The sequence below is a fragment of the Pseudoxanthomonas sp. CCNWLW251 genome, from assembly GCF_037402255.1.
GTDB lineage: Bacteria > Pseudomonadota > Gammaproteobacteria > Xanthomonadales > Xanthomonadaceae > Pseudoxanthomonas_A.
This window is the reverse complement of sequence record NZ_JBBEGA010000002.1, coordinates 403,388-419,165: the sequence shown is the minus strand read 5'-3', so window position 1 is coordinate 419,165 and position 15,778 is coordinate 403,388. Positions and strand designations below refer to the sequence as shown.

The window sequence follows — 15,778 nt, the reverse complement described above, 5'->3', positions numbered from 1 at the left end:
TCAGTGCTCCCTGGCGGGTCGCTGGAAGCGATAGTGCGCGACCAGCCATTCCTGCCCGTCGCGATAGCCGAACAGTTCGGCGCAGGCCATCCAGAACATGCGCCAGCGCTGGTTCCATAGCGGCGCGGCATCGCCATAGGCCTGGCGCAGTACGTCCATCACCTCCGCGCGATGTGCATCGTGCCGCGCCAGCCAGTGGTTGGCGGTACGCTGGTAGTGGCTGCCGTCGAGCAGCCAGCGTTCCTGCAGATGCAGATGATCCTGGAAGAACAGCAGCAGGTCGGCCGACGGCATCATGCCGCCGGTGAAGAAGTGCCGGCCCATCCAGTTGTCCTCGCCCTGCGTCTCGAACGGATACATCAGGTGGCGGTGCACGAAGATGTGCACGAACAGCCTGCCGCCCGGCCGCAACGCGTCATGGATGCGATGCAGCAGCGCGGCATGGTTGCTGACGTGTTCGAACATCTCTACCGACACGCAGCGGTCGAAGCCCTGCGGTTCCAGATGCAGCTGGTTGACGTCGCGGGTAAGGACGCGGACGTTGCGCAACCCGCGTTCGGCGCAGCGTGCCTCGATGAACTCGCGCTGCGAATGGGAGTTGGAGACAGCGGTGATGCGCGCGTTCGGGTAACGCTCCGCCATCCACAGGGTCAGCGAACCCCAACCGCAGCCGAGTTCCAGAATGTCCTGTCCGTCGGCCAGGTCCGCGCGCTCGCCGTACAGGGCCAGCATGGCGTCTTCGGCCTGGTCCAGCGTCTCGGTGCCGGTGGCATAGAAGCAGCTGCTGTATTTCAGCCGGTGTCCAAGGCAGTGCTGGAAGAAGGCGGGTGGAAGTTCGTAGTGCTGGCGGTTCGCAGCGTCGGTATGCAGGGCGAGTGCGCCGCGCTGGAGGTCGCGCAGGCGTTGCGCCAGGCGTGCGGACTGCGCCGTCTGGCCACCTTCGCCTTCGTCGCGCAGGCGCTGCGCGCACAGGCGGCGGATGCCGGCGCGAACGAGCGCGTCGGGCAGCAGGCCGCGTTCGGCCAGGCCGAGCAGGCCGGTGGCGGGGCGGTCAACGGGAAGCTCGTCGGTCATGGTGTTCATCGCGTCGTTTCCTCGTCGCGGGGTGTCGGGAACCAGGGGAACAGCATCGGCGTGCGTCGCTGGTAGTCGCGGTAGTCCTCGCCGCGCGTGCGCAGCGCCTGCGCTTCGGTGTAGGGGATGCCGCTGATCCAGCGCAGGAACACGTACATCACCACCGGGCCCGTCCATGCCAGCCAGAACCACGGCGAACCGGCTGCCAGCGCGACGTACGCGAACCAGTGCAGCCATTCGAAGAAGTAGTTGGGGTGTCGCGAGTAATGCCACAGGCCCTCGCGGCAGGTGCGCCCGCGGTTGGCGGGATCTGCGCGGAAGCGCGCGAGCTGGCGGTCGGCGATGGCCTCGCCGGCGACGCTGCCCATCCATATGGCCACCGCCAGCACGATCCACGGCCACGCCGAGTCCACGGGGCTGCGCGCCGCGGCAGCGAACGGAAGCGCGAACAGCACCACCAGCAACGCCTGCGCCATGAAGAACAGCAGGAACTTGCCCTGGTGCCCTTGCCAGTGGTCGCGCAGATGGCGGTAGCGGCCGTCTTCCGGTTCGTGGCGCACGCGTCGCCACAGGTGCAGCGCGAGCCGCGCGCCCCACAGGCCACCGAGCACGGCCAGCGTCACGCGTGCCTGCCACGCGCCATCACCGAGGACTGCAAGCAGTACGGCGCTGCCACCCACGCATGCCGACCACACCACGTCGACGATCCCGGCGTTGTCGCGACGCCGCTGCCAGTACCAGCCGTACATCATCACGACTGCGGCCGGCAGGGCGACCAGCCCGAGTGTGGGCAGCAGATTCATGCCGCCTCCGTGGCGTGCGCCGGGCGCGCCATCAGCAGATGCGACACGCCGATGGAACGCTCCAGGAAGCCGCCTTCGCAATACGCCAGGTAGAACTCCCACAGGCGGATGAAGCGCTCGTCGAAGCCCTGCGCGCGTACATCCGCCAGGCGCGTCATGAAACGCCGCCGCCATGCGCGCAACGTGTACGCATACGACAGGCCGAAGTCCTCCTGGTGGACGACCTGCAGGTCGCTGGCGCGGGTTTTCGCGTGATACATGGCATTGAGCGAGGGGATGAAGCTGCCGGGAAAGACGAAGCGCTTGATGTAGTCCACCGAGTCGCGCGCCTGCAGGTAGCGGTGGTCCTCGATGGTGATGGCCTGCAGCAAGGCCTGCCCGCCCGGGCGCAGCAGGCTGCCCAGCTTGCCGAAGAAGGTGCCGAGGTACTGCGCGCCGATCGCTTCGATCATCTCGATCGACACCAGCTTGTCGTAAGCGCCCTGCAGGTCGCGGTAGTCCTGCAGCAACAGCGTCACCCGGTCCTGCAGGCCGGCGTCGACCACGCGTTGGCTGGCCAGTGCATGCTGTTCGCGCGAGATCGTGGTGGTGGTCACGTGCGCGCCGTAGTGGCGCGCCGCATGCAGCGCGAAGCCGCCCCAGCCGGTGCCGATCTCGACCACGCGATCCCCCGGCGCGAGCGCCAGCTTGCGGCACACCGCATCGAGCTTGCGGCAGGAGGCTGTCTCCAGGTCGTCGTCCGGGGAGGCGAACATCGCCGAGGAGTACATCAGGTCCGACGACAGGAACAGGGCGAAGAAATCGTTGCCGAGGTCGTAGTGCGCGGCGATGTTGCGGCGGCTGCCCTCGCGCGTGTTGCGGCGGAGTGCGTGCCAGCGGCGCAGCGCCCAGCCACCGATGCGGGCCATGCCGCCCTCCATGCCATCGAGCAGTGTGCGGTTGCGCACCAGCAGCCGGACCAGCCCGACCAGGTCGTCGCAGCGCCAGTGACCGGCGATGTAGGCCTCGCCGGCGCCCACGCTGCCCTGCGCGGCGAGCGCGCGATAGAACGCGGGATCGTCGATCCACAGGTGCACGGTCGACAACCTTCCCTCGCTGGCGTGGCCGAAGCGGTGTTCGCCCAGCGCGTCGCGGACCACCAGCACGCCATGGTCCAGCGCGTCCAGGCGGGCGAGCAGCTGCGAGCGCAGCAGGCGATCGAGCGCGCCGTAGGAGGGAACAGCGGAAACGTCGGCGATCTCGTTCATGGGGTCTCGCGTGCGAGTGAAGGATGGTCGTGCACCGGCGTGCGCTTCAGCCACAGGCGCAGTGCCTGCCAGTGGATGCCGGCCACGACCTGCGTGGTCATCAGCGGGTAGCGCCACAGCACGCGAGCGAGCGAGGCGCCATCCAAGGGTCGGCGCAGCAGGGTCAGGGTGGCGTCAAAGGCGCGCCGTCCTTCGCGGTCGACCTGCATGTGGACGCGCAGGGCGTCTTCGGGCGGCGTGAAGCGCCAGCGGTAGGTGCAGTCCATCGGCAGGAACGGCGACACGTGGAAGGCCTTGTCGAAGCCCCATTCCCAGCCGTCGCCGTACGGCACGCCGTCGTGTATGGGCAATACGTAGCTGTGCCGTTCGTGCCAGGGCGTGTTGGTGATTTCGGCCAGCACGGCGTCCAGCGTGGTGCCGTCCGGCTGGAAGCAGTAGTAGAAGCTGACCGGATTGAAGACGTAGCCGGCGTAGCGCAGGTGCGTCAGCAGACGAACCGGGCCTTGCGGGCGATGGCCGAGCGCGCGTTCGACGCGGTCGCGCACGGCCTCGACCAGCGGCCGGTCGTGCGGCGCCAGGTAGTCGCACCGGCGGAACTCCGCGAGGTTGCGGCGATCCGCCGACCACAGCCAGCGGCGGTCGAACACGGTATCGACTTCGTCCAGGTCCAGGTAGAGCTGCGCCATGCGATAGCGGAAGGCGTGCGCGCGCGGCGAGTGCCGGCGATGCCGCACCCAGCCCTCGTATACGGCGCTTGCCAGCGGAGCGGTCACGCGTTCACCGCTTCGGCGTCGCGCCGGACAACCGTTCCGGCGGTCAGCGCCTCGATGGCATCCACCACGTCGCGCGCGCTGCGGATGCCGTCCTCGTGGAAGCCCCAGCCCCAGTAGGCGCCGGCGAACCACGTGCGGCGGCGGCCCTGGATCTCGGTCTTGCGTTGCTGCGCCGCGACCATGCCGTGGTCGTAGACCGGATGGCGGTAGTGCATGCGCTTGAGGATGCGCGCGGGATCGATCGCCTCGCTGCGGTTGAGGGTGACCACGAAGGGATCCGGCGACGCGACGCCCTGCAGCAGGTTCATGCAGTAGCTCACCGTGCACGGCGCCGAAGGGTCGCGTGGCACATGCGCATTCCATGCCGCCCAGGCTTTGCGTTCGCGCGGCAGCACGCTGGCGTCGGTGTGCAGCACGGTGTCGTTGGACTGGTAGCGGATGGCGCCGAGGATCGCGTGCTCGCTGGCATCCGCGTCGTGGAGCAGCGCAAGTGCCTGGTCGCTGTGGCAGGCCAGGACGACATGGTCGAAGCGCTCGCGGCCGTGGCGGGTGTCGAGCTCCACGCCTTCGTCGTCGCGGCGGATCGCCCGCACGGGCGTGGACCGTCTCTCCTGAACGCGCCAGCGACGACGCAATGCCTGTACATAGGTGCTTGAACCGCCCGTCACCACGCGCCAGGGCGATCGCGCTCCCAGCGTCAGCATGTGGTGGTTGGCCATGAACTGCACCAGGTACCGTGCCGGGAACGCCAGGATGCCCTGCGGCGGCGACGACCACAGGGCCGATGCCATCGGCACCAGGTGTTCATCGCGGAAGGCATCGCCGTAGCCGCCGGCCTGCAGGTAGTCGCCGAGCGTGGGGCCCGGCTGTCCTCCGGCCAGCAATGCGGGCGCCTCGCGGTAGAAACGCGCCAGGTCGCGGAGCATGCCCCAGAAGCGCGGCGACAGCAGGTTGCGGCGCTGGCAGAACAGCGTGTCGAACGCGGTCGCGTTGTATTCCACACCACTGCGCGCGCTGTGCACGGAAAAACTCATCGTGGTCGGTTGCGAGGCCACGCCAAGCTGGTCGAAAAGACCGCACAGCAGGGGATAATGGTCGGGGTTGAAGACGATGAAGCCGCTGTCGATGGCGTAGCGCCGTCCCGCCTGTTCGACATCGTGCGTGTGCGTGTGGCCCCCCAGGTAGTCGTTGGCTTCGAACAGGACCACGTCGTGCCGGCGCGACAGCCACCATGCCGAGGCCAGTCCGGCGATGCCGGAACCCACGATCGCGATGCGCATGCTCAGTGCCTCGCCTTCGCCAGCACCCAGGCGGGCACCGGCTTGAGTTCCCGCACCAGGCCGAGCATGGCGAGCAGCCGCAGTCCGTACCAGGTCAGGTCGATTTCCCACCAGCGGAAGCCCTGGCGCGCGGTGCCGGGAAAGAAGTGGTGGTTGTTGTGCCAGCCCTCGCCGAACGTCAGCAGCGCGAGCCAGACGTTGTTGCGGCTGTCGTCGTGCGTGTCGAAACGGCGGCGGCCGAAGCGGTGCGCCAGCGAATTGATGGTGACCGTGGCATGGAACAGCACCACGGTGGACACGAAGAAGCCCCACACGAGCAGCTGCGGGCCGTTCGTGCCCCACTGCGGCACCACGTACTCCAGCAGTTCCCCGGCCGCATACAGGCTGGCGGCCAGCAGTACCGGCACGACGGTGTCGTAGCGATCCAGCCAGCGCAACTCCGGATAGCGTGCAAGGTCGGGGATGCGCGCCCAGTCCGTGCGGAAGCCGCCGCGGGTCAGGAACCAGCCCGCGTGGCTCCACCAGAAGCCGTGCACCGCGGGCGAATGCGGGTCCGCGGGGGTGTCGGCATGGCGATGGTGGTTGCGGTGGTGCGCGGCCCACCACAACGGCCCGCGCTGCACGCTGGCGGCACCGATCAGCGCGAACACGAACTGCAGCACGCGCGAAGTGCGGAACGTGCGGTGCGAGAAGTAGCGATGGTAGAAGGCGGTGATCGCGAACATGCGCACGGCGTAGAGCGCCACTGCCGCGATCACCGCGACAGGCGATACACCGACCCACAGCACGGCCACGCACGCGAGGTGCATGCCGATGAAGGGGGCGGCACGCAGCCAGTCGATCTCCCGGGCGCGGCCTGCGTCTTCGTCATCCACCCTCTGCGTGTCGAACCAGCGACGTACAGCCGCCAGACCGCGTGCCGCCAGCGTGGAGGGGGATGAAACGCTGGCCGGCATCGCTCTGTCTCCGCTGCATTCATGGCACATACGTGTGCAGACGATGATTGGATGCACGCGGCACGACACTCAGGGCGTGCACCGCTGCACGAGCGGCGTGGCGAGTGCGCGCTGCAGGGCACCGGCATCGGCGGGCTTGGCGGGTTCGGGAAACACGATGCGGACGTCCTGGTGCCGCCCGGCGCCGTCGCGGATGGTGGCGATGCCGGCGAACTCCAGCAGACGCCGGTCCGCGTCCGCGTAGGTCAGTTCCATCGAAGGCGCGACGAAGCCATACCAGCGGTCCAGTCGCATCGTCATGCGCTGCGCGGGAATGCCTTGCCATCGCACGGAGGGCCCGGGCTGCAGGCGTACCGGCACGAAGGACATCCGGCTGGGCAGCAGGAAGGGTTGGGTCACGTCGTCACCGGCGTGGAGGGTCGCCCAGTGCAGGCGCACGCTGGCATCGAAGCCCGCATCGATCACGCCATCGGCGGGTACGGCCAGCGCACGTTCCTTCAGAGGAGCGCGCGCACCCGACCGGACGTAGACCACGCGCCCCTGCGGCCCGCTGCGCACGCCTTCGCGATAGCCATCGCGGGCATCCTGGAAATCGAAGTCCGGTGCCTGGGCCATGGCGCGTTCGACCACGGTCTTGCGCGCGAACGCACGGCCATCGGGACACCGATACAGCACCAGCCGGCGCGCCGTTCCCTCCTGCCGGTAACGCCAGTGCGATTCGCGGTAGAGCAGCGTTTCGCCCTTGCGGGGATGGGCCCGGGCTTCCTGCTGATGGATATCGGTGTCCGCACAGGCGGGATCGGCCACACAGGCGCCGATGGCGCCCATCGACAACGCGAGCAGGTGGCTGCGTACGGACATGCGTCGGGATTCCCGGGGGTGGACCGGTTCGTCCTACGCTGTGCGGGGCAGGGTGGATGCACCCGGGCACTGGATGACGCCGCATCCAAACGGCGGTCCCGCCCGTACATACGCCCATCACGACCAGCAACGGGGCCTGGCATACCATGCCGTCCGACTTCACAAGGATTACGCCGCCCCGCGGGGCGGCACGGCCGGTGTCCACGCCCACGCCCTCCACCCGGGATACGCATGACTGGACCCGCGAGATGATCGCGGTCGCGCGCTTGCGCGATCGGGGCAGCTTCATGCGGATCTACGATCACTTCATGCCACGCCTGTGCCTGTACCTGCGCGGGCTGGGCAGTCCCGAGGCGGTGGCGGAAGAGCTCTCGCAGGAGGCGCTGCTGCGTCTGTGGCAGCGGGCGGCCATGTACGATCCGCAACAGGGCGCGGTGTCCACCTGGCTGTTCCGGATCGGCCGCAACCTGCACATCGACCGCGTGCGACGCGAACCCGGCTGGGTGCAGGTGCTGGAGGATGCGTGCCAGTGCACGGACGAGGAGTTGGCCCGGCCCTTCACGTCGGCGGAGGACTACGCCGAGCACGTCCACCTGCAACGCCGCATCGAGGAACTGCCGGCGGTGCAGGCGAGGTTGATGCGGATGTCGTATTTCGAAGCCAAGAGCCACCAGGAAATCGCCGACGAGCTGGACATGCCGCTGGGCACGGTGAAGTCGCACCTGCGACGCGCGTTCCTGCGCCTGCAGGGCCAAGTACGAGGTCAGTCGTGAATCCGCACCATCATCTCGATCCCTCCACCCTGCTCAGCTACGCGGCGGGGGCGCTGACCGTCGAGATGGCGATCGTCGCCGCCACGCATCTGGAAACCTGTGCGCATTGCCGCGCGCGCGTGGAGGAGGCCGAGTGCATCGGCGGGCAGCTGATCGAACACCAGCAGCCCGGGCCGGGCGCCCCGGACGAAGGACACCGGGCCGTCCTGCGCGAGGCGATGCTGCGTCGCCTCGATGACGAGCCTGTCGCGGTGGCGCCGCCGCCGCGCGCCGCGCCGTACGAGGCGGACGATCGCCTGCCGGCACCGCTGCATCCCTATTTCGGCACGTCCTACCGTGCCTTGAAGTGGCGCTGGATGGCGCCCGGCGTGCATTGCATCCGGGCGGCGGGTACGCCGACAGGCACGCTGCTGATGCTGAAGATCGGCCCCGGCCGCAGCATGCCCGTGCACAGCCATGGCGGCACGGAACTCACCCAGATCCTGCGCGGCGCCTACCACGATGCGCTGGGCCACTTCGCCCCCGGTGACGTGGCCGACCTGGACAGCGATGTCGAGCACCAGCCGGTGACCGTGCCCGGCGTCGCCTGCATCTGCGTTTCCGCGCTGGATGCGCCGCTGCGCTTCCCGGGCTGGCTGGCGCAACGCCTGCAGCCGCTGTTCAAGCTCTGATCGAGGCCCTCTGGCCTGCCCGGCACCTTGCGCGCCGGGTATGCGCGTGCCCGCCACAAGCGCGGCACATCCTGCAGGCATGCGTTCCGGGCCCAAGTGCTCGCGGGCCGGTATTGCGTGCATGTTGCACGGTAACCGGTACACCTCAGTCTTGCAAAATAAGAACCATTCGCATTTAATGTCCGCATCGCGCGATGTCGCGGGCGGGGATGTCGTTGCCCGTCACGGCCGCGCCGCTTCCTTTCCCCTCCCCGATACCCCCATGCCCTCCACGTCCCCCATCCTGCTGTCTTCCCGTGCCCGCCGTTCCCTTGCCACCCCCTCCATGGCGGCGCGACTGCGTACCGCCATCTGCATCGCGCTGGCCTGTACGGCGGGCACGGCGATCGCCGCGCCGCAGGACGCGGTGCCTGCTGTCCAGGCGGCCGCAGATGCCTCCGCGACAGCGACCGACCTCGATGCGGTGATGGTCGTCGGTCAGCGCGCCAGCCGCGTCAGCAACGGCGCCACCAACCTCGATCTGGCGATCAAAGAGACGCCGCAGTCGATCAGCGTGGTGAGCAGCGAGCAGATGGCGCAGTTCGGCACCGACAGCCTCAACGAAGCGTTGCGCATGGCGACCGGCATCCAGGTGGAGGAGTGGGAAACGAACCGTACCAACTTCACCGCGCGCGGCTTCGACATCGCCAACACCCAGATCGATGGTGTCGGTCTGCCCAACAGCTGGGGCATCGTCACTGGCGCGCAGGACACCTTCGGCTACGAGAAGCTGGAGGTCATCCGTGGCGCCAACGGCCTGCTGACCGGCGTGGGCAATGCCGCCGGCACGATCAACTACGTGCGCAAGCGCCCCACCAACGAGCCGCAGGGTAGTGTCGGCACCAGCTATGGCTCCTGGGGCACGACGCGGGCGGAGGTCGATTACTCCACGCCGTTCACCGAGAACGGCACCTGGGCCGGACGGGTGGTGGCCGCGCACGAAGAAGGCGATTCCTGGCTGCGCGGCAAGGACGACACGCGCGACTTCCTCTATGGCGTAGTGGACGGCCAGATCGGCGAGAACGGCACGTTGACGCTGGGGTATTCCTGGCAGGAAGGAAAGACCAACGGCAACATGTGGGGCGCGCTCGGCTTCATGTACAGCGACGGCACGCAGGCCGAATGGGATCGCGGAGCCTCGACCACCCAGGACTGGACGTACTGGGACACGACCACCAAGACCGGTTTCATCGAGTACACCCACCAGCTGGGCGCAGACTGGCAGCTGAAGCTGTCCTACAACCATCGCGATATCCGCAACGACGACAAGCTGTTCTACGCCACTGATTTCGCGGCCACTGGCCTGGAGCCGGGCACCAATCTGGGGCTGTATGGTTATCCGTGGGGCGGAGCCGACAAATTCACTGCCGACCTGGGCTCGGCGACGCTCAATGGTCACTTCCCCATGTTCGGCCGCGATCAGGAAGTCATGCTTGGCGTGAGCTGGTCCAAGAGCGAAAGCGTCAGCAGCCAGTACGCGGGCGCCATGTGCGGCACCGAGCTTTGCGGTTACATCGAGATGCCCGGCTTTCCGTGGGCGGGTGACGTGATCCCCGAGCCGGTGTGGGGCGATTTGTCGGTCTACAGCACGCTGGATGAGCGGCTCAAGCGCGCCTACGGCGCGACCCGACTGTCGCTGACGGACAGGCTTAAGGCCGTGGTCGGATTCAACTATGCCGAGTACCACCGCGAAGGCGTCAACTACGGCGTGGTATTCGATCAGACCGAGAGCGAGACCAGTCCTTACGCGGGTCTGACCTTCGACTTCACTCCCAACGTATTGGGCTACGTCAGCTACTCGGACATCTACCAGCCGCAGAGCCAGTCGGACGCTGACGGGCGTTACCTGGATCCGACCAAGGGGTCGAACTACGAATTGGGTGTGAAAGCCGATTGGTTGGACAAGCGCCTGCTGACCACGCTGGCCATGTTCCGGGCCGAGCAGGATGGCCTGGCAACCGGTGCCGGTTACAACGACCTTGGCCAGTTCTACTACGAAGGCGTGGACGTCGAGTCCAAGGGCGTCGAATTCGAAGCCACCGGCAAGCTGAGCGACAACGTCGACATGGTGTTCGGCTATACCGCGCTGAAGCTGACCGGGCAGGACGGAGACGATACCTATCGCTGGGTGCCGCGCCGGACGGCCAACCTGTTGCTGAGCGCGCGCTTGCCGACCTACACGGCACTGTCCTTCGGCATTGGCGGGCGCTGGCAGAGCAGCATTTCGAACGTGGAATCCAGCGGCTTCACCGTTCGCCAGGACAGCTATGCGGTGCTCAATGCGTTCGCCGCGTGGGACTTCCTGCCCAACGCCACGCTGCGGCTCAACGTCAACAACCTCGGCGACGAGAAGTACATCAACACGTTGCGTTACAGCGGCTACTACGGCGCGCCGCGCAACTACACGCTCAGCCTGAACTGGCGGTTCTGAACCGCCGCTTCCCCGCACCGAGACACGAGCCATCGCCATGTCCCGCACCATCGCCGCTTCCTCCCACGCGCCGCGCCTGCACCTGGCGGCGCGCATCACCGCCGCCGTGTTCGGCGGCTATGCCTTCGCCTGGGGCATCGTCGCCACCGGCGCGAGCCTGATGTTCGCCGCCGGCATGGATTTCCACGACGCCGAGTTCCTCGCCAGCCTGCTGGGCGTGCTGGCGTTCCTGGTGGCGTTCCTCTGGGCGTTCGCGACGCGCCGGGTGTGGGTGGTGTGGTCGGTACTGGCCGGCGGCGGTGCATTGCTGGCGGGCACGGGTTCGTTCGTGCAATCGCTGCTGGTCTGAGGAGGCCGACATGTTCCCGAGCTTCCGTCAGGCCATGGCATGGCTGCACACCTGGTTCGGCCTAGTGCTGGGTTTCGTGCTGATGGCCGCGTTCTTCTTCGGCGCGCTGTCGGTGTTCGACCGCGAGATCGATCGCTGGGCGATTCCGTCCACGCGTTTCGAGCCGCAACCGATGCCTTCGTACGAAAAGGTGCTGCGTCCGGCCTTCGAGCGCATGCAACCGCTGCCGGCGGCCGTGGACGCGATGCGTTCCCGTGTCAACGGCGAGATGCCGGCCCGCTTCGATACCGTGGTCAGCTGGAGCGCCTACACCACCCACCGCGACCCGGTGCTGCAGGTGTTCGCGGGGTACGAAGTGCCGAATGCGAAGGATCCGGAGGAAACCCTCTGGGCCGACGGTACACTCGATCCGCGCGACGGCACGCCCTTGCCCAACGACAGGCTCAAGGTCGGCAGCGGCTTCTTCTATCCCATGCATTACGGTCTGACCCTGGACTGGAAGAACCTGGGCATCTGGATCGTCGGCTTCTCCGCGCTGGTGATGCTGGCCGCGCTGGTCAGCGGCGTGGTGATGCACCGCAAGATCTTCCGCGAGTTCTTCACCTTCCGTCCCGACAAGGCGCGCCTGCGCAGCGTGCTGGACCTGCACAACCTGACCGGCGTCGTCGCACTGCCGTTCCATTTCTTCTTCGCGTTCACCGGCCTGCTGATCTTCGCCGCCACGTACTACTTCCCCCTCGGCCACACGCAGCTGCACGGACTGCATGACCTGCACGCGGAAGTGGAAGCGCGCGAGACCGGCCTGCCGCATGAGCGCGCGGGCGTGCCTGCGGGCCTGGCCAATGTCGACGCGATGGTGGCCGATGCGCAACGCCGCTGGGAGGCGAAGGACAAGGCGGGTGATGTCGGCTTCCTGGTGCTGCAGCACGTGGGCGATGCCAATGGCTACGTCAGCGTCTACCGCGCGGGTACCGACCGCATCGCGCTGGTGGGCGATGGTATCCACTACAAGGCATCGACGGGCGAACTGATCCGCGAGGATCCTGCCGCCACCCCGGTGGGTCGCGTCAGCGAATTCCTCACCGGCCTGCACCTGCAGCACTTCCGCCACTGGTTGCTGCGCTGGTTCTACGTGCTGGGCGGGCTGGCGGGTGCGGTGTGCATCGCGACCGGGTTCGTGTTCTTCGTCGAGAAGCGCAAGCGCCAGCATGCCCAGCGAGGCAGCCAGGGCGCGAGGGTGGTCGATGCCCTGGCCGTCACCACGGTGACGGGCATGGTGTTGGCCGCACTCGGGATACTGGTCGCCAACCGTCTGCTGCCCGAGGAGCTGCCGGCACGCGGTGACTGGGAGCGCTACGCTTTCTGGGGAACCTGGGTGCTGGCGTTGCTGCATGCCGGCTGGCGCAGCGCACCGGTCGCGCGTGGGCTGGCCAATCCCGCATGGCGCGAGCAATCCGGGGCGATAGCGGTGCTGGCAGTGGCCGCCGTCGTGCTGAACTGGGTGACGACCGGTGACCACCTGCTCGCCACGTTGCGCGCGGGCTATTGGCCTGTCGCGGGCGTTGACCTGTCATTGCTGGTGACCGCCGTGGTGGCGTGCATCACGACGCGCATCCTCAAGCGGCGTGCCGTTGCCGCCGGGATACGCGTGACCGGTGTGGAGGCGTCGCATGCCTGACTCCATGGCGGGATGCCTTTTGCTGGCGGCGTTGCTCTCCAGCCTCGCCGGCATGGGCTGGCTGGCCCTGTCGATGCAGCCCCACGCGCAGCAGGTATGGGTGCGCGGATGTTCCCGTCATACGCCGGGCTTGTTGCGCCTGCTGGGTGTCGCCGGCCTGGTCGTCGCGCTGGCCCTGTGTCTGGTGGTCGACCACGCTTCCATGGCGGTGCTGGTGTGGGTGATGAGCCTCGCGGCGGGCGCGCTCACCACCGCGTTCGTGCTCACCTGGCGTGCGCACTGGTTGCGCGTCCTCGCGCCGTGGGTGCGCGCTGTCCATTAGTGTCGCGGGACACCGCACAGTCATTCTGCCGACGGATTGCATCCATCCCATCCCGTGGTGACGAAACGCGGCAGTGCCTGCAGTCGTTGCGCGCAGGACGAACAGGTGATGCGTCACCCGTTCACGCGCGTGCAGGGTGGGTGAAGAAAACCACATTGAAACCTCGCCGCATCAAGAAGTGAATCCAACCCGCGCGTATACGCGTAAGGGAGGCGTCGTGTGCATCACGCCACGGCATCCCACCCTTCGTCCTGGATACCGTCATGAACACAAGGTTGGCTGGCTTGGTGTTGCTCGCTGTTTCCACTCCCGCGTTCGCGTCCGGCCCCGAGCAGGGCAGGTTCTCGATGTCGTTGTTTGGTGGTGCGGATACGCCCGTCAGTGGCGATGTGCATGATGGCGCGGTGGCGCCGGTGCCCGACCTCGGGCCGCTCAATCCGGATCTGGCCGGCATCGGTGCGGAGTTGCGCATCCAGCCGCGCACGCATGAAGATATCTACGACCAGGCGATGACGTACGGTCTCGAATTCTCGTACGGACTGAGTGATCGGGCGGAGATCTTCGGCCAGTTGCGGCGCACCGAGACCGATCCGGGCACCGTGCGCGTGGGCGGAGCCTTCGTGCCGGCGCTCAATACCGAACTGCCGGTCTACGGGACCTTCAGCGACTACAAGGCGCTGACGGTCGAAGCCGGATACCGGTACTACTTCATGCAACCGGGCTACACGCGCCCGTTCATCGCCGGCCGCCTGGGCGCCACGCAGACCGACGACATCCGCGCCACGTTCGACATCCCTGATGCGGCCATTACCATCGAGAACGCGCCCTTCACCGAAAAGAAGTGGGCGGCCAGCGCCGGCGTGGATATCGGCGTGCTGATTCCAGTCAACGAGACCTTCAGCATCACCGCGCAGGCGGGCGTGCGCTACATCGCCGACATGGAAGGCGATGACAGCGCCATCGGCGGCCTGGGCCTGGGTTCGATCAACGATACCGGCAAGCGGGTATCGGTGCCGCTCTCCATCGCCGCACGCTTCGACTTCTGACGGGCGTTCCGAGGTTTCCGGTCTCCCGGTGGGGCCGGAAACCGGAACCGTCGCTGCGCATGTGCCCGCGCTCGGATGCCCGTCATGTCCAAGGCCATCGCCCTCATTCAGGGCGGGCAGCGCATGGCGCTGTCCGCAGGGTGGGGGCGGGGCCGCGATTGCGTGCGCCGATGGCCCGCATCGTCTCATCGCATGAGCGTGCGCCGGATACCATGACGCCATGCAACTGAAGGACAAGCTCGCGATCCTGGCCGACGCGGCGAAGTACGACGCGTCGTGTGCCTCCAGCGGTGCAGGCAAGCGTCACTCGCTGGGCAACGGTGGCATCGGCAGCACCGAGGGCATGGGGATCTGCCATTCGTACACGCCGGACGGGCGCTGCGTGTCGTTGCTGAAGATCCTGCTGACCAACTTCTGCATCTACGACTGCGCCTATTGCGTCAACCGCGTCTCCAGCAACGTGCCACGTGCGCGCTTCGCCACGGCCGAGGTGGTGCGGTTGACACTGGAGTTCTACAAGCGCAACTACATCGAAGGCCTGTTCCTCTCCAGCGGCATCATCCGCAACGGCGACTACACCATGGAGCAACTGGTGGAAGTGGCGCGCAGCCTGCGCGAAGACCATCGCTTCGCCGGTTACATCCACCTGAAGACCATCCCGGAAGCGTCTCCGGAACTGCTTGCCGCCGCCGGCCGCTACGCGGACCGGCTCAGCATCAACGTGGAGCTGCCGACGGAAGAGAGCTTGAAGCAGTTGGCGCCGCAGAAGCAGGCGCAGGGCATCCGCGATGCGATGGGCGAACTGCACACGCGCATCCTGGCTGCCAGGCCGACGAAGCAGGAAGCGCAACCCAGGCGCAGGCGTCCGCCGAAGTTCGCGCCCGCCGGGCAGAGTACCCAGATGATCGTGGGCGCCGACGCTGCGGATGACCGCGCGATCCTGGTCGCCAGCGATGCCCTGTACAACCGGTTCCGCATGCGTCGCGTGTATTACTCCGCTTTCAGTCCCATTCCCGATGCCTCCGTGCAGCTGCCGCTGCGCGCGCCGCCACTGCTCCGCGAGCACCGCCTGTACCAGGCGGACTGGCTGTTGCGGTTCTACGGTTTCGACGTGCAGGAGATCGTCGGCGACACCGGCGCGCAGGGCGGCATGCTGGACCTGGATGTCGACCCCAAGCTGGCGTGGGCATTGCGGCATCCGGACCGGTTCCCTGTCGACCTCAACGCCGCACCGCGCGAGATGCTGCTGCGCGTGCCCGGCCTGGGTGCACGAAACGTGCAGCGCATCGTCGATTCGCGCCGGCAGGGCCGGCTGCGCGTCGCGGACCTGGCACGGTTACGCGCGCCGTTGCAGAAGGTGCTGCCCTTCGTGGTGCTGCTGGACCACCACCCGCGCCAGCGCCTGGACGATCCGGCGCGCCTGCGACGCGAACTGGCGCCCGCACCGCGCCAGGCCGATCTTTTCGGCTGAGTCG

General features: G+C 67.5%; 15 protein-coding genes. 8 read left to right on the top strand and 7 right to left on the bottom strand.

From position 1 onward, the window contains the following. The 7 genes from WBN46_RS08900 to WBN46_RS08870 form a co-directional block, all read right to left on the bottom strand. Positions 1-1,083, bottom strand: a complete 1,083-nt coding sequence (locus tag WBN46_RS08900) for a cyclopropane-fatty-acyl-phospholipid synthase family protein (RefSeq protein ID WP_337731210.1) — start codon at positions 1,081-1,083, stop codon at positions 1-3. Next, positions 1,080-1,877 (bottom strand): DUF1295 domain-containing protein, encoded by a 798-nt coding sequence (locus WBN46_RS08895; RefSeq protein ID WP_337731209.1) that lies wholly within the window; start codon positions 1,875-1,877, stop codon positions 1,080-1,082. Before WBN46_RS08895 ends, WBN46_RS08900 begins: the two co-directional genes overlap by 4 nt. After that, complete coding sequence (locus WBN46_RS08890; RefSeq protein WP_337731208.1) at positions 1,874-3,124, bottom strand: cyclopropane-fatty-acyl-phospholipid synthase family protein; 1,251 nt, start codon at positions 3,122-3,124, stop codon at positions 1,874-1,876. The genes WBN46_RS08895 and WBN46_RS08890 overlap by 4 nt, the downstream gene beginning before the upstream one ends. Beyond that, complete coding sequence (locus tag WBN46_RS08885; RefSeq protein WP_337731207.1) at positions 3,121-3,897, bottom strand: DUF1365 domain-containing protein; 777 nt, start codon at positions 3,895-3,897, stop codon at positions 3,121-3,123. Before WBN46_RS08885 ends, WBN46_RS08890 begins: the two co-directional genes overlap by 4 nt. Further along, entirely contained in the window at positions 3,894-5,177 is a 1,284-nt protein-coding gene (locus WBN46_RS08880; RefSeq protein WP_337731206.1) for an FAD-dependent oxidoreductase, read from the bottom strand. Before WBN46_RS08880 ends, WBN46_RS08885 begins: the two co-directional genes overlap by 4 nt. A gap of 2 nt (positions 5,178-5,179) precedes the next feature. Then, on the bottom strand, positions 5,180-6,133 hold the full coding sequence (locus tag WBN46_RS08875) for a fatty acid desaturase (protein ID WP_337731205.1): 954 nt from the start codon (positions 6,131-6,133) through the stop codon (positions 5,180-5,182). Positions 6,134-6,202: 69 nt separating this feature from the next. Continuing rightward, positions 6,203-6,994, bottom strand: coding sequence for a hypothetical protein (locus tag WBN46_RS08870; protein WP_337731204.1), 792 nt, complete (start codon positions 6,992-6,994; stop codon positions 6,203-6,205). Positions 6,995-7,242: 248 nt separating this feature from the next. Between WBN46_RS08870 and WBN46_RS08865 the strand changes: the two genes are divergently transcribed. The 8 genes from WBN46_RS08865 to WBN46_RS08830 all read left to right on the top strand — a co-directional run bounded on the left by WBN46_RS08865 (position 7,243) and on the right by WBN46_RS08830 (position 15,774). Further along, complete coding sequence (locus tag WBN46_RS08865; RefSeq protein ID WP_337731905.1) at positions 7,243-7,767, top strand: sigma-70 family RNA polymerase sigma factor; 525 nt, start codon at positions 7,243-7,245, stop codon at positions 7,765-7,767. Beyond that, positions 7,764-8,438 (top strand): ChrR family anti-sigma-E factor, encoded by a 675-nt coding sequence (locus tag WBN46_RS08860; protein ID WP_337731203.1) that lies wholly within the window; start codon positions 7,764-7,766, stop codon positions 8,436-8,438. The genes WBN46_RS08865 and WBN46_RS08860 overlap by 4 nt, the downstream gene beginning before the upstream one ends. Positions 8,439-8,700: 262 nt before the next feature. After that, positions 8,701-10,908 (top strand): TonB-dependent siderophore receptor, encoded by a 2,208-nt coding sequence (locus tag WBN46_RS08855; RefSeq protein ID WP_337731202.1) that lies wholly within the window; start codon positions 8,701-8,703, stop codon positions 10,906-10,908. Positions 10,909-10,945: 37 nt separating this feature from the next. Further along, complete coding sequence (locus tag WBN46_RS08850) at positions 10,946-11,257, top strand: iron uptake protein (RefSeq protein WP_337731201.1); 312 nt, start codon at positions 10,946-10,948, stop codon at positions 11,255-11,257. A 10-nt stretch (positions 11,258-11,267) separates the two neighbouring features. Further along, a complete protein-coding gene (locus WBN46_RS08845; protein ID WP_337731200.1) occupies positions 11,268-12,935 on the top strand; it encodes a PepSY-associated TM helix domain-containing protein in 1,668 nt (555 codons plus the stop codon). Beyond that, complete coding sequence (locus WBN46_RS08840) at positions 12,928-13,257, top strand: DUF3325 domain-containing protein (protein WP_337731199.1); 330 nt, start codon at positions 12,928-12,930, stop codon at positions 13,255-13,257. Before WBN46_RS08845 ends, WBN46_RS08840 begins: the two co-directional genes overlap by 8 nt. A gap of 263 nt (positions 13,258-13,520) precedes the next feature. Then, the gene (locus WBN46_RS08835; protein WP_337731198.1) at positions 13,521-14,303 is read left to right on the top strand and encodes a hypothetical protein; all 783 of its coding nucleotides are present in this window, start codon (positions 13,521-13,523) and stop codon (positions 14,301-14,303) included. A gap of 220 nt (positions 14,304-14,523) precedes the next feature. After that, positions 14,524-15,774, top strand: coding sequence for a putative DNA modification/repair radical SAM protein (locus WBN46_RS08830; RefSeq protein ID WP_337731197.1), 1,251 nt, complete (start codon positions 14,524-14,526; stop codon positions 15,772-15,774). The last annotated feature ends 4 nt before the right edge of the window (positions 15,775-15,778 follow it).

Coding starts and splice junctions, on each gene's coding strand:
- WBN46_RS08845 (WP_337731200.1), top strand. CDS start 11,268: ATGTTCCCGAGCTTCCGTCAGGCCATGGCATGGCTGCACACCTGGTTC.
- WBN46_RS08895 (WP_337731209.1), bottom strand. CDS start 1,877: ATGAATCTGCTGCCCACACTCGGGCTGGTCGCCCTGCCGGCCGCAGTC.
- WBN46_RS08890 (WP_337731208.1), bottom strand. CDS start 3,124: ATGAACGAGATCGCCGACGTTTCCGCTGTTCCCTCCTACGGCGCGCTC.
- WBN46_RS08855 (WP_337731202.1), top strand. CDS start 8,701: ATGCCCTCCACGTCCCCCATCCTGCTGTCTTCCCGTGCCCGCCGTTCC.
- WBN46_RS08900 (WP_337731210.1), bottom strand. CDS start 1,083: ATGAACACCATGACCGACGAGCTTCCCGTTGACCGCCCCGCCACCGGC.
- WBN46_RS08835 (WP_337731198.1), top strand. CDS start 13,521: ATGAACACAAGGTTGGCTGGCTTGGTGTTGCTCGCTGTTTCCACTCCC.
- WBN46_RS08840 (WP_337731199.1), top strand. CDS start 12,928: ATGCCTGACTCCATGGCGGGATGCCTTTTGCTGGCGGCGTTGCTCTCC.
- WBN46_RS08850 (WP_337731201.1), top strand. CDS start 10,946: ATGTCCCGCACCATCGCCGCTTCCTCCCACGCGCCGCGCCTGCACCTG.
- WBN46_RS08865 (WP_337731905.1), top strand. CDS start 7,243: ATGATCGCGGTCGCGCGCTTGCGCGATCGGGGCAGCTTCATGCGGATC.
- WBN46_RS08870 (WP_337731204.1), bottom strand. CDS start 6,994: ATGTCCGTACGCAGCCACCTGCTCGCGTTGTCGATGGGCGCCATCGGC.
- WBN46_RS08880 (WP_337731206.1), bottom strand. CDS start 5,177: ATGCGCATCGCGATCGTGGGTTCCGGCATCGCCGGACTGGCCTCGGCA.
- WBN46_RS08875 (WP_337731205.1), bottom strand. CDS start 6,133: ATGCCGGCCAGCGTTTCATCCCCCTCCACGCTGGCGGCACGCGGTCTG.
- WBN46_RS08830 (WP_337731197.1), top strand. CDS start 14,524: ATGCAACTGAAGGACAAGCTCGCGATCCTGGCCGACGCGGCGAAGTAC.